The 12,522-nt window shown below is 65.5% G+C and carries 9 protein-coding genes; 4 read left to right on the top strand and 5 right to left on the bottom strand.

From position 1 onward, the window contains the following. Positions 1-124: 124 nt before the first annotated feature. On the bottom strand, positions 125-1,225 hold the full coding sequence (locus tag QMX96_RS02015) for a sugar diacid recognition domain-containing protein (protein WP_043862760.1): 1,101 nt from the start codon (positions 1,223-1,225) through the stop codon (positions 125-127). A 160-nt stretch (positions 1,226-1,385) separates the two neighbouring features. On the opposite strand from QMX96_RS02015, the gene QMX96_RS02010 reads away from it, so the two are divergent. Beyond that, on the top strand, positions 1,386-2,690 hold the full coding sequence (locus tag QMX96_RS02010) for an MFS transporter (protein WP_078480999.1): 1,305 nt from the start codon (positions 1,386-1,388) through the stop codon (positions 2,688-2,690). A 135-nt stretch (positions 2,691-2,825) separates the two neighbouring features. Beyond that, complete coding sequence (locus QMX96_RS02005) at positions 2,826-3,833, top strand: aldo/keto reductase (protein ID WP_043862758.1); 1,008 nt, start codon at positions 2,826-2,828, stop codon at positions 3,831-3,833. On the opposite strand, the gene nahK is transcribed toward QMX96_RS02005, so the two are convergent. The 3 genes from nahK to QMX96_RS01990 form a co-directional block, all read right to left on the bottom strand. Beyond that, positions 3,811-6,459, bottom strand: a complete 2,649-nt coding sequence (nahK, locus tag QMX96_RS02000) for a hybrid sensor histidine kinase/response regulator NahK/ErcS' (protein WP_078481000.1) — start codon at positions 6,457-6,459, stop codon at positions 3,811-3,813. The two genes, QMX96_RS02005 and nahK, sit on opposite strands and share 23 nt — an antisense overlap. After that, positions 6,389-7,552: a nitric oxide-sensing protein NosP gene (gene nosP, locus QMX96_RS01995; RefSeq protein WP_058540175.1), complete on the bottom strand. Its 1,164-nt coding sequence runs from the start codon at positions 7,550-7,552 to the stop codon at positions 6,389-6,391. Before nosP ends, nahK begins: the two co-directional genes overlap by 71 nt. A 218-nt stretch (positions 7,553-7,770) precedes the next feature. Further along, positions 7,771-8,952, bottom strand: coding sequence for a porin (locus tag QMX96_RS01990; RefSeq protein WP_043860154.1), 1,182 nt, complete (start codon positions 8,950-8,952; stop codon positions 7,771-7,773). 337 nt (positions 8,953-9,289) lie between these two features. On the opposite strand from QMX96_RS01990, the gene QMX96_RS01985 reads away from it, so the two are divergent. Both QMX96_RS01985 and QMX96_RS01980 read left to right on the top strand, forming a co-directional pair. Continuing rightward, a complete protein-coding gene (locus QMX96_RS01985; RefSeq protein WP_258658254.1) occupies positions 9,290-10,360 on the top strand; it encodes an enoyl-CoA hydratase/isomerase family protein in 1,071 nt (356 codons plus the stop codon). Positions 10,361-10,376: 16 nt separating this feature from the next. Beyond that, positions 10,377-11,528: an acyl-CoA dehydrogenase family protein gene (locus tag QMX96_RS01980; protein ID WP_116054022.1), complete on the top strand. Its 1,152-nt coding sequence runs from the start codon at positions 10,377-10,379 to the stop codon at positions 11,526-11,528. 67 nt (positions 11,529-11,595) lie between these two features. On the opposite strand, the gene QMX96_RS01975 is transcribed toward QMX96_RS01980, so the two are convergent. Next, complete coding sequence (locus QMX96_RS01975; protein ID WP_258658266.1) at positions 11,596-12,522, bottom strand: quinoprotein relay system zinc metallohydrolase 1; 927 nt, start codon at positions 12,520-12,522, stop codon at positions 11,596-11,598.

Here is a 12,522-nt window from a genome sequence, read left to right as displayed (position 1 = left end):
CCTTATCCAGATGAGCTGCATGCTGACAGTTGCGCCGGCGGCGGGCGTCGGTCGGATGCACAGGCGGGCGCAGGGTTATTTGTTCAGTTGGACAATGCACCGACCAAGCGGCCCGCACAGGCAATCAACTGTTCACGGGCAACAACTGCAACCCCAGGTACAGGCTCAGCATCCCTTCCAGCCGCATCGGGTCCACCCCGCTCAACTCGGCCACCCGTTCCAGTCGGTAACGCAAGCTGTTGCGGTGAATGCCCAGCGCCTCGGCGCACGCCTGGCTCTGCCCGTCGTGGGCGCACCAGGCCCGCAGGGTGGCCAGCAGCTGCCCGTTGCTGTCCTTGGCACGCAGCCGTTGCAGCGGTTGCAGCAGTTCGTCCAGCGCATCGTCGTTGCGATGACGCCACAACAGCGCCGGCAGCCGATAGCGCGCCAGGGTCAGCAGGCGCTGGCGGGGCAGTACCTCGCGCCCGTAGGCAAGCAGGTCGCGCACCCGACGATAACCGCGGCGCAGGTTGTCCAGCCCTTCGGCCGGGCCAGCCACTGCCAGGCGCTGCACGGTCCAGCCCTGGGCCTGCATCTTGTCCAGCAGGCGCTGTTCGTCCAGCGCCACCGTCGCCGGGCGGCACCACAGCAACGACTGACGTGCCGGGCTCACGCACCAGCTGTCGGGGTAGCGCAGCATCAGCCAGGCCGCCAGCGGCTCGGCCGCCGGGCCCTCCTCCAGCTCGAACAGGCACGGGATACGCGTGAGCTGGGGTTTGAGCCCCAGTTGCCGAGCCTCGTCCACCAGCCGGGTGGCGTCGCCGTTGCCGCCCAGCAGCAAGGCCAGCAGGTCGTCGCAGCGCTGCTTGCGCCATTGCTGCTGCACTTGCAGGTGCCGTTGGGCCAGCAGCATCTCGGCGGTCATGCGCACCAGTTCGGCGTAGGTGCGCACCTGCTGCGGGTCGCCGGTGATGCCGAGCACGCCGATCAGGCGCCCGTCCAGCAGCAGCGGCAGGTTCACACCCGGCTGCACGCCCTTGAGGCATCTGGCGGCCTCTTCGTCGAGCTCGACGATGCGTGCGTTGGCCAGCACCAGTTGCGCGCCTTCGTGGCGGGTGTTGATACGCTGCGCCTCGCCACTGCCCAGGATCAGCCCCTGGCTGTCCATGACATTGACGTTGTAGGGCAGAATGGCCATCGCACGGTCGACGATATCCTGTGCCAGGTCGTGGTCGAGCTCGAACATGGGCGGATCCTTGTGGTCGCAATGGTTGGTCGAGGGCACAGCGGTGCAGCGCAAAGGCTGTGCAAAAGCACAAAGACAGCGTCCTCTGGCTCAAACAGACTCGTCATGACAACTGCCTCGACGCAGTTGCGGCGATAAACATAAAAACAGAGAGAGAATCATGTCATACCGCCCTGCCCCTGACCAAGGCCACGACATCGACCGCAACGCGCTGTACCGGCGCATCACCCTGCGGCTGATCCCGTTCATCTTCATCTGCTACCTGTTCAACTACCTGGACCGCGTCAACGTCGGCTTTGCCAAGTTGCAGATGCTCGACGCGCTGAAGTTCAGCGAAACCATCTACGGCCTGGGTGCCGGCATCTTCTTCATCGGCTACGTGCTGTGCGGCCTGCCCAGCAACCTGGCGCTCAACCGCTTCGGGCCACGGCGCTGGATCGCGCTGATGATGATCGCCTGGGGCACGCTGTCGACCTGCCTGCTGTTCGTCACCACCCCCATGGAGTTCTACGTGCTGCGCCTGTTCACCGGCGCCGCCGAAGCGGGGTTCTTCCCGGGTATCGTGCTGTACCTCTCGCGTTGGTTCCCGGCGCAGCGGCGCGGGCGCATCATGGCGCTGTTCATGTCGGCGATCCCGGTGTCGGGGCTGCTGGGCGGGCCGTTCTCGGGGTGGATTCTCAACCACTTCGCCGCCGGCCAGGGCGGCCTGGCCGGCTGGCAATGGATGTTCCTGATCCAGGGCGTGCCTACCGTGGTGCTCGGCTGTCTGGCGATCGTGCTGCTCAGCGATGGCTACGCCAAGGCCGGCTGGCTGACCCCGGCGCAGCGCCAGGCGGTTGAGGCCGACCTGAACGCTGACGCGGCGGCCAAGCCGAAAACCGCCAGCGACAGCCTGCTGTCGGTGCTGGCCAACCCGTTGATCTGGACCTTCGGCTTCATCTACTTCTGCATCCAGAGCGGCGTGTATGCGATCAACTTCTGGCTGCCATCGATCATCAAGAACATGGGTTTCGACGATGCCCTGCTGATCGGCTGGCTGAGCGCCATCCCGTACCTGCTGGCCGGGCTGTTCATGCTGCTGGTGGGGCGTTCGGCAGACCTGCGCAACGAGCGGCGCTGGCACCTTGTGGTGCCTATGCTGATGGGCGCGGTGGGGCTGCTGATGGCGGTCAACTTCGCCCACAGCCCGGTGATCGCGATTCTGGGCCTGAGCATCGCGACCATGGGCGCGCTCACCGGCCTGCCGATGTTCTGGCCGATGCCCACTGCCCTGCTCACTGCGGGCACTGCGGTGGCGGGCCTGGCGATCATCAACTCGGTGGGCCAGATGGCCGGGTTCCTCAGCCCGTACCTGGTGGGCTGGATCAAGGACCAGACCGGCTCGACCGACGTGGCGTTGTATTCGCTGGCGGGGTTGATCGTGGTGGGCAGCCTGGTGGCGCTGCGGGTGTCGCGCTCCAGCTGACGACCGCTTCGCCGGCAAGGCCGGCTCCTACGGGCCTGAGGGCCGTTCACACGATTGTGCGGGAGCCGGCCTTGCCGACGAAGCTTTCAACCCTGTAAAACAGCTCGACCCCCTCCCGCAAAAGGATGCTCGAGCATGATCTACCGTCCCCTGGGCCGCAGTGGCCTGCAGGTTTCCGCCCTCACCCTGGGCAGCATGATGTTCGGCGAGCAGACCAGCACCGAAGACTCGCTGCGTATCATCGACAAGGCCTGGGACCAGGGCATCAATTTCATCGATACCGCCGACGTGTACAACGCCGGCCGCTCCGAAGAAATCGTCGGCGAAGCCATCGCCCGCCACCGTCACGACTGGGTGCTGGCCTCCAAGGTCGGCTTCGGCCCGGTCGACGGCCTGCCCAACCGCAGCGGCCTGAGCCGCAAGCATATCTTCAATGCCATCGACACCAGCCTCACGCGCCTGGGCACCGATTACCTGGACATCTACTACCTGCACCGCGAAGACCACGCCACCCCGCTGGAGGTCAGCGTGGCAGCCATCGGCGACCTGCTGCGCCAGGGCAAGATCCGTCACTGGGGCGTGTCGAACTTTCGCGGCTGGCGCATCGCCGAGGTGTGCAACCTGGCCGAACGCCTGGGTATCCCCAAGCCTGTGATCAGCCAGCCGCTGTACAACATCGTCAACCGCCAGGCCGAAACCGAGCAGTTCACCGCTGCAGCCTTTCACGGCCTGGGCGTGGTGCCCTACAGCCCGCTGGCGCGTGGGGTGCTCAGCGGCAAGTACGCCCCCGACGCCACCCCCGACGCCAACAGCCGCGCCGGGCGCCAGGACAAGCGCATCCTCGAGACCGAATGGCGCAGCGAGTCACTGGCCATCGCGCAGAAGATCCACGCCTATACCCAGGCCAAGGGCGTGGGCATGGTCGAGTTCGCCATTGCCTGGGTGCTCAACAACCAGCACGTCAGCTCCGCCATCGTCGGCCCGCGCACCGAAGCGCAGTGGGACACCTATGGCGGTGCGCTGCAGGTGAAGATCACCGCCGAAGACGAAGCCTTCATCGATTCGCTGGTTACCCCCGGGCATGCCTCCACCCACGGCTACAACGACGCGGCGCACTTCGTCAGCGGGCGCCAGCCACGCTGAGTTCGCAACCGATCAGGTGGCTGATGGCGGCCTTGAGCTTCATCGGCCGCACCGGTTTGTGCAGCAGGCTGTGGCCCAGGTCGCGCACCTGCTGCTTGAGCTCCACGCTGTAGTTGGCAGTGATCATCAGGGCCGGCAACGGCGTGTGCCGCTGCGTATTGATCGACCCGACCGCCTCCAGGCCGTTGCGGTCGTTGTCCAGGTGATAGTCGACGATCAGCAGGTCGGCCCACTCGCTGTCCAGTGCCACCTGGCGGGCCAGGTCCTGCTCGCTCAGGGCGGTGACCACCGAGCAGCCCCACTGCTCCAGCAGGCTGCGCATGCCCGCGCAGATCGCCGCATCGTTGTCCACCACCCAGATACGTGCGCCGTCCAGGCGTTCGGTCAGCGGCTCGACCTGTGACGGTTGCGGCTCGCGCCGGGGCGCACGCTTGCTGCGCGGCACCTCGATGGAGAACACCGAGCCCTTGCCCGGTGTGGAGCGCAGGTGCACGCGGTGGCCGAGAATGCCGGCGATCTTGTCGACGATGGCCAGGCCCAGGCCCAGGCCGCGATCCTGGTCGGGACGCTGCAGGTCGCCGCGCTTGAACTCCTGGAACACCTCGGCGCACTTGTCGGGGGCGATGCCGATGCCGGTGTCCCATACCTCGATGAACACCCGCTGCCCACGCCGCCGGCACCCGAGCATCAGGCGCCCCTGCGGGGTGTAGCGGATGGCATTGCTGAGCAGGTTGCGCAGGATGCGTGCCAGCAGCTGGATGTCGCTGCGCACCCGCAGGCTGCTGCGCACGTAGCTCATGCGCAAGCCTTCGCTGGCGGCGGCATGGGCGTACTCGGCGGCCAGGTTGTCGAGCAGGTCGCTGACCGCGAAGGTCGCGACATCGGCCTTGATCACCCCGGCATCGAGCTTGGAGATGTCGACCAGGGTGCCCAGCAGGCTTTCGACGTCATCCAGCGAATTGCTGACGTTGCGCACCAGCGCCGGGCTCGCACAGTTCTGCTCCTGCAGCGCGCTGGTGAACAGGCGCGCGGCGTTGAGCGGTTGCAGCAGGTCGTGGCTGACCGCGGCAAGGAACTTGGTCTTGGACAGGTTGGCCTGGTCGGCCTCCTGCTTGGCCTCGCGCAGGCGCGCTTCGGCGCGGCGCCGCTCTTCGATTTCGCGCAGCAGTTGCTGGTTGAGCTGGGTGAGTTCGGCGGTGCGCTCGCGCACCCGCAACTCCAGGTTCTGGTAGGCCTGGTGCAGGGCTTCGGCGGTACGTCGGCGTTCGGTGATGTCGCGGATCAGCACGAAGATCCCTACCACCTCGCCGCTGGCCAGCTGGTTGGGCACATAGGAGCGCAGCATGTAGCGCTCCTGGCCGTGGGCGTTGGTTTCGGCGAATTCGAACGTCACGCTCTCGCCCGACAGTGCCCGCTCCACGTAACTCTCCAGGCGCTGGTAATGCTCGGCGCTGTGCACCTCGCGCAGGCTCTGGCCGAGCATTACCCCGCGCGGCCAGCAGTACCACTGCTCGTACACCTTGTTGGTGAACTCGTAGACCAGGTCGGCGTTGAGGTAGGCGATCAGCGCCGGCACGTGGTCGGTGATCAGGCGGATCCAGCGCTCGCTCTCGCTCAGCGCCTCGGCATGCTGATAGCGCTCGGTGATGTCGGTGAAGGTGTTGACGAAACCGCCGGCCGGCAGTGGATGGGTACGGATTTCGAGCATGCGCCCGTCGAACAGGCGCTGCTCCAGCTCATGGATGCTGCGCCCGTTGGCATCGGTACTGGCCGGGGTGAGCAAGGCCAGCTCGCTGTCGGCGATCACCTCGGCAAAGTCGCGGTGGGCGGCAATCGGGGCCAGCCCGCTGAGTTCCAGAAAGCGCCGGTTCCACAACTCCAGCACGCCGTCGGCATTGACCATGGCCACGCCCTGGGACAGGTTGTCGACCGCACGCTGCAGCAGGTGCGACTTCTGCGCCACGGCCTGTTCGCGGCGCTGGGTTTCGCTGAGCTTGATCTGGGTGATGTCGGTGAACAGCATCACGCAGCCGCCGCCCTGGGTCGGCCGCTCGCTGACCTGCAGCCAGCGCCCGCCCTGCAGGCGGTACACCATGTGCTCGGCGCTGGGGCCGCGTTGTTCTTCGCAGAACAGCCCGGTGCTCTGCATCAGCCGCTTGATCTCGGCCAGACGCATGCCGCCGATGATGCGGATGCGGCTGTTGGCCCAGAACGCCTTGAAGCGCTGGTTGAACAGCACGATGCGCTGCTGCGGGTCGAACAGCACGAAGGCGTCGGAAATGCTTTCGATGGCGTCCACCAGGTACTGGTGCGCGGTTTCGGCGCGCAGCCGCGCATCGCTGAGCAGGTGGTTGCTGGCCTTGAGTTCGGCCATGGCCTGGTTCAGCGCATCGGTGCGCTCGCGCACCTGCTCGGCCAGCACCACCGAGTGCTGGAACGCCGCATACGAGTCGTCCGGGCGCGCGGCGCCCGATTCCTGGCGTTCGATCAGGGCGGCGTTGATACGGCTGAGCTTGCGGTTTTCATGCTGCAAGCGGGCGATCAGCGCGGCCTGGTCAATGTCCACGGCGTGCACGGGGCTGGCCAATGGCGACGCCGGTGAACGTCTGGTTGATGTGCATGCCATTGAACTGTTCTCCATAGGAGTTGAACCCCACCACAGGCTGCTGCTGCAAAAAGGCGCCGACGGCTTCGAACTCGGCGCTGCCTTCCAGCTCCAGGCGGCGCAGGAAGCAGTCGCAGCCGATGGTCAGCAGCAACGGCCCGAGGCGTTCGCGCAAGCCGTCGAACAACGCGCTCAGGTTGGGCAGCAGGGGTCCGGGGCGCATGGCGGTGAGCACGATGCCGTTCTCCACCGCGCAGTAGAAACTCAGGCTGCCGTCGTCGTGCACCTGCTGGATGGCCCGCACGTAGTAGCGCTCGTTGATGCGCACCGCCAGCGGGTGGGCGGCGAAGGTGCGGTGGTCGAGCTGTTCGGGGGGCACGCCGATCAGCGCGGCGTATTCCTGCGCGGCGGGTTCGGCATTGAGCTCGTAGACCCGGCGCAGGGTACTGTCGGCGCGGGTGACCACGAGCTTTTCCTGGCGCGGCTGGATGTGGTGGGTGGTGAATACCTCGAAATCCAGGCAGGTATTGACCAGCAGCACCACGGCAGCGCTGCTGTGGAAGGCGCCGTCGAAGTACACATGGGTGTGGTGCAGGTAGTTGTCGTCGCCGGCCGAGCCGCCGAAATGCGGGATGTCGCCCAGGGCGGCACTGAGGGCGGCAAGCACGGTTTCCTCACGGCTGGACAGCCCGTCGAGCAGGGTCAGGGCGAAGCTGTGGCCCTTGATCGGGGCCAGGGTGTTGCTGCGACAGTCGCCCACCAGGCGCTCGACCATCTGCTGCGCGTCGATCAGGCTGAAGTACTGCATGGGGGCGATGAGTTCGGCGGCAATCGAGAACATCCGGTAATCGAAGCCCAGCGCGGTGATGCAGCCGCGGCCGTAGCCTTCGGGGGTGATTTCGCCGGCGCTGGTGCAGCCTGCCAGGCGGATGCCGCCCAGGCTCTGTTGCAGCGAGTGGGCCAGGGCTGGCAGGTCGTATTCGGCGGAGCAGAAGAACAGCACGAAGCCCAGGTGCGGGTGCAGCAGCTGACGGGCCAGGTCCTGTGCGGCCTCTTCGGCGACACTGGCGCGCGAGACGGCACTGACAATGCCCTCGGCGGGGGGTTGGTGCATGACGGCCTCCGGCGGGGGCTTTAACGGATGGGCCCAGTGTACGAAGGGGCTGGAGGGGGTCGAATGCTACTTGGGTAGTGGGTGGGGGTGGCATTGGTTGTAGGTTTGCAAGGGGGGTGCCCTTTCGCTGGAACGCCGGCGCCCACAGGTTTGCCACTGACGTGAAGAACAGTGGCATCGCTGTGGGCGCCGGCTTGCCAGCGAAGGGGCGACGCGGTTTACCAGGTCAGCACGGCACCCAGGGCCAGCGTATCGGTGTCTTCGTTCTGGCTGCTGCCCTCATGCCCGCGGATTTCGAACTGGTTGTATTCGGCTACCAGGGTGAGGTTGGCATTGATGTCGCGGAACAGCGCGATGCCGCGGGTCTCGTAGTCGGCGCCGGTGTTGACCGCGCCGTTGCCGTCGTCCTTGGTCTTGCCGTACGACAACGCCAGGCGGTTCTTGCCGAACTTGTACGAGCCCTGCATCAGGTAGCCCTTGCTGTCGACCTCGCGCAAGGTGGCTTCCCCGGCGTTGTTGGTGAAGAACGGGTTGATGCCCTTGGCGGTGAAGCCGGAACCGGTCAGCGAGAAGGCGCCCATCTTGGCCTGTACGCCATAGCCCAGGCCCTTGGAGGTCACCGAGTCGACGTTGTGGTCGGTGTTGTCCGAGGTCTGGTAGCCACCGTTGATCCAGCTGTAGATCTTGGCGCCCCCCAGGTCGAACTGGTAGGTGATCTCGCTCTCGGTGCGCGGATTCTTCTGGTAGGCCTTGCCCACCGCGCTGTCATCGTTGGTATCGACCGGGTCCATGATGCCCACGGCGATGCGCAGGCCATCCATCACCGGGGTGCGGTAGGTGATCTGCGCAGTGGGGAACGGGTACGGGTAGCCGGTGCCGATGTTGCCGAACGATACGCCGCCACCGTCCACCAGGCCGAGGGTGTCACTGACCTGGCCATAGCCGGCCAGCAACTCGTCGAGCAGGATGTTGGAACGGGCGAACAGGCCGAAGTCCTTGCCGATCAGTACTTCGCCCCACTCCGAATTGGTCACGGTGCCGTAGAACTGACGCACGTCGATGGCCGTGTCGGTGCCGTTGGTTTCACTGTCGTTGATGGTGACCCAGAACGAAGCGCGCCCGCCCAGCTTGAGGTCGTCGATCTGACGGGTCATGTTGAAACCCAGGTAGTTGGGCAGAAAGCCCATCTTGACCCGGGACTGGCGACGGTCGAACTGCTCGCCGTCACGGTCGACCTTGCTGTTGACGTAGAAGGCGTTGATGTAGCCGTCGGTGGAAAAGGTCGTGTCGTCCTTGTCGTACAGCATGATCTCGGCCTGGGCCAGCGGGGTCAGGCCCAGCGCGGCAAGGCTCGCCACCAAGGGCAGGAAACGTGTATGGGCATTCTTATTGTTGTGCATGACGCTCTCCGCAAACGGGTGGACGGTTGTCGGAGGCGATTATCGAAAAGCGGCGCCGCGCGCCCTACGCTGCCTTGGGGGCAAGGCGCTGCTGCTTTGGCGAGGCGCGAGGTGCCAGGCACCGGGGAACTAATCCTGTGTCCGCCAGTGTCACAAGGCTAAAGTGCCAGCACCCGCTCCGGATGGCCGAGACCACCATGCAAAAATGCAGACAGGCACTGCAGTTTTGTCGATTGTAATGGGCAAAATTGCACTGTTACGATCCGACGATCCTTGAATTCATCTCCACGGCGCGACAAATCATGTGGAAAATCAATAACAAAGCAGGGAGACAGCGATGACCGCGCAAGCGCATTCCCCGGTCGATACCAACGTACTGGCTACTGTACGCAACCATGTAGGCCATCTGACCCTCAACCGCCCCGCCGGCCTCAACGCCCTGACCTTGCCGATGGTGCGTCAGCTGCAGCAGCAGCTCGACGCCTGGGCCGTCGACCCGCAGGTTCACGCAGTGGTACTGCGTGGCGAAGGCCCCAAGGGTTTCTGCGCCGGCGGCGACATCCGTTCGCTGCATGACAGCTTCAAGGCAGGCGACAGCCTGCACCGCGACTTCTTCGTGGAGGAGTACGCGCTGGACCTGTGCATTCATCACTACCGCAAGCCCATCGTTGCCCTGATGGACGGCTTTACCCTGGGCGGCGGCATGGGCCTGGCCCAGGGCGCGGAGCTGCGTGTGGTCACCGAGCGCAGCCGCCTGGCCATGCCCGAAACCGGCATCGGCTACTTTCCGGACGTGGGCGGCAGCTATTTCCTGTCGCGCATCCCCGGCGAACTGGGCACCTACCTGGGGGTGAGCGGCGTGCAGATCCAGGCGGCCGACGCGCTGTACTGCGGGTTGGCCGACTGGCATGTCGACAGCGCCAGGCTGAGCACCCTGGATGAACGCCTGAACACGCTCAAGTGGAGCGAGCACCCGCTCAAGGACCTGCAGGGCGTGCTGGCCAGGCTGGGCACCCAGACCCTGGACAACCCTCCCCTGGCTGCGCTGCGCCCGGCCATCGACCACTTCTTCGCGTTGCCCGATGTGGCCAGCATCATCGAGCAACTGCGTGCCGTGACCGTCGGCGACAGCCACGAATGGGCACTCAAGACCGCCGACCTGCTGGCCACGCGCTCGCCCCTGGCGATGGCGGTGACCTTGGAGATGCTGCGCCGCGGGCGCCACCTGAGCCTGGAGGACTGCTTTGCGATGGAGCTGCACCTGGACCGGCAATGGTTCGAGCACGGCGACCTGATCGAAGGTGTACGCGCGCTGATCATCGACAAGGACAAGCAGCCTCGCTGGAACCCCGCCACCGTCGCCGAGCTTTCACACTCGCGGGTGGATCAATTCTTCGAAGGCCTGTGAGGGCCGGAGTACGCACATGCAAGACCTGGAACTGACTGAAGAACAGATCATGATCCGCGACATGGCGCGCGACTTCGCCCGTAACGAGATCGCCCCGCATGCCCAGGCCTGGGAAAAGGCCGGCTGGATCGACGATGGCGTGGTGGCCAGGATGGGTGAGCTGGGCTTGCTGGGCATGGTGGTGCCCGAGCAATGGGGCGGCAGCTACACCGACTACGTGGCCTATGCACTGGCGGTGGAAGAGATTGCCGCCGGCGATGGCGCCACCGGGGCGTTGATGAGCATCCACAACTCGGTAGGCTGCGGCCCCCTGCTCGCCTATGGTAGCGAGCTGCAGCAGCAGACCTGGCTGGAGCGTCTGGCCACCGGCCAGGTGATCGGCTGCTTCTGCCTTACCGAACCCCAGGCCGGCTCCGAGGCGCACAACCTGCGCACCCGTGCCGAGCGCGTGGGTGACGAGTGGGTGATCAACGGGTCCAAGCAGTTCGTCAGCAATGCGCGGCGCGCGGGCCTGGCGATCGTGTTTGCGGTGACCGACCCGGAGCTGGGCAAGAAAGGGTTGTCGGCGTTTCTGGTGCCGACCGACAACGAAGGTTTCGTGGTCGATCGCAGCGAACACAAGATGGGCATTCGCGCCTCCGACACCTGTGCGGTGACCTTGAACAACTGCCGTGTGCCGGCAGCCAACCTGCTGGGCGAGCGTGGCAAGGGCCTGGCGATCGCGCTGTCCAACCTTGAGGGCGGGCGTATCGGCATTGCGGCTCAGGCGCTGGGCATTGCGCGCGCGGCGTTCGAGGCGGCGCTGGTGTATTCGCGTGACCGCATCCAGTTCGGCAAGCCGATCAACGAGCACCAGAGTGTGGCCAACCTGCTGGCCGACATGCAGGTACAGCTCAATGCGGCGCGGTTGTTGATACTGCATGCGGCGCGTTTGCGCAGTGCGGGCAAGCCGTGTTTGAGCGAGGCTTCGCAGGCCAAGCTGTTTGCTTCGGAGATGGCCGAACGGGTGTGTTCCAAGGCCATCCAGGTGCATGGTGGGTATGGTTACCTGGAAGACTACCCCGTGGAGCGATACTACCGCGATGCGCGGATCACGCAGATCTATGAGGGCTCGAGCGAGATTCAGCGCATGCTGATTGCGCGGGAGTTGAAGCACTATCCGTTGTAAAGGCGCGGTTTGATGTGATGCCGGGCCACCATGGCCTGTCAGCCTTGTTGGCCCGGCCCCAGACCTTCTAGCGATCCACCCGTTTGAGCACCTGCCGCTCATACTGCGGGTACAGATGGCTCACGCTGCGAATGAGCTCGTACTGACTCAACGCTATGCCCGCAAACCGCTGGGGTATCGGCGTGGCAATCACCTCGGTCATGTCCAGCCCCTGCGCCGCACTCTCACGCATCACCTTGTCCAGCCACCCCAGGTAATCAACCATCTGCGCAAACGGCGCACGGTCCGTGGCCAGCGGGCCGTGCCCCGGCACCAGCACCTTCCACGGCAGCGCCTCGAGCCGCTGCAGATCCTGTAGCCACACCGCCAGGCCAGGGGTGTTGGGCGTGGTCAGCGCACGCTGGTAGAACAACAGATCGCCGGCAAACAACACTCCGGTCTTTTCATCGAACACCGCCAGGTCGGCACCGCTGTGACCGGTCAAGGCCAGCAGCCGCAACCGGTGCGAACCGAACGCACGCTCACCCGCCGCCACCTGTTGGTCGGGCAGGCGCACCTGGGTGCCACGCATCCAGTCACCTACCATGCGGTACATGTTCTCGGCCAGGCCATCCCCCTGCTCCTCCAGCAACTGCGTGGTGCCAGGCAGTGCACCGACAGGCACACCGGCAAAGGCCTGGCTGCCCAGTGCGTGATCGGGGTGGTGATGGGTCAGCAGCACCTGCACCACCGGCTGGTCGGTGACGCTTTCGATGGCTTTGCGCAAGGCCTGCCCATAGCGCAGCGACGGACCGCTGTCGATCACCACCACGCCAGCCTCGGTGACGATGAAACCGGTGTTGACGATGTTGCCGCCGTTGGTTCGGGAGAAGTGCTCGGTGCTGCCCTCCAGCACATAGGTGTCGGCCGCGATCTGGCGCGGCGCCAGGTGATAGTCCAGGTCGGCCAGGCTCGGCAGGCTGACACACGCCAGCAACAGCAACAGTGCTCGCAT

It is taken from the genome of Pseudomonas sp. PS01300 (assembly GCF_029960155.1).
Lineage (GTDB): Bacteria > Pseudomonadota > Gammaproteobacteria > Pseudomonadales > Pseudomonadaceae > Aquipseudomonas > Aquipseudomonas palmensis.
Note: the sequence above shows the minus strand (reverse complement) of the source record. Positions and strands in the feature narration are given on the sequence as shown.

Excerpts from the sequence above, each read along its gene's own strand:
- QMX96_RS02015 (WP_043862760.1), bottom strand. The coding sequence starts at position 1,225 with ATGTTCGAGCTCGACCACGACCTGGCACAGGATATCGTCGACCGTGCG.
- QMX96_RS02010 (WP_078480999.1), top strand. The coding sequence starts at position 1,386 with ATGTCATACCGCCCTGCCCCTGACCAAGGCCACGACATCGACCGCAAC.
- QMX96_RS02005 (WP_043862758.1), top strand. The coding sequence starts at position 2,826 with ATGATCTACCGTCCCCTGGGCCGCAGTGGCCTGCAGGTTTCCGCCCTC.
- nahK (WP_078481000.1), bottom strand. The coding sequence starts at position 6,459 with ATGGCATGCACATCAACCAGACGTTCACCGGCGTCGCCATTGGCCAGC.
- nosP (WP_058540175.1), bottom strand. The coding sequence starts at position 7,552 with ATGCACCAACCCCCCGCCGAGGGCATTGTCAGTGCCGTCTCGCGCGCC.
- QMX96_RS01990 (WP_043860154.1), bottom strand. The coding sequence starts at position 8,952 with ATGCACAACAATAAGAATGCCCATACACGTTTCCTGCCCTTGGTGGCG.
- QMX96_RS01985 (WP_258658254.1), top strand. The coding sequence starts at position 9,290 with ATGACCGCGCAAGCGCATTCCCCGGTCGATACCAACGTACTGGCTACT.
- QMX96_RS01980 (WP_116054022.1), top strand. The coding sequence starts at position 10,377 with ATGCAAGACCTGGAACTGACTGAAGAACAGATCATGATCCGCGACATG.
- QMX96_RS01975 (WP_258658266.1), bottom strand. The coding sequence starts at position 12,522 with ATGCGAGCACTGTTGCTGTTGCTGGCGTGTGTCAGCCTGCCGAGCCTG.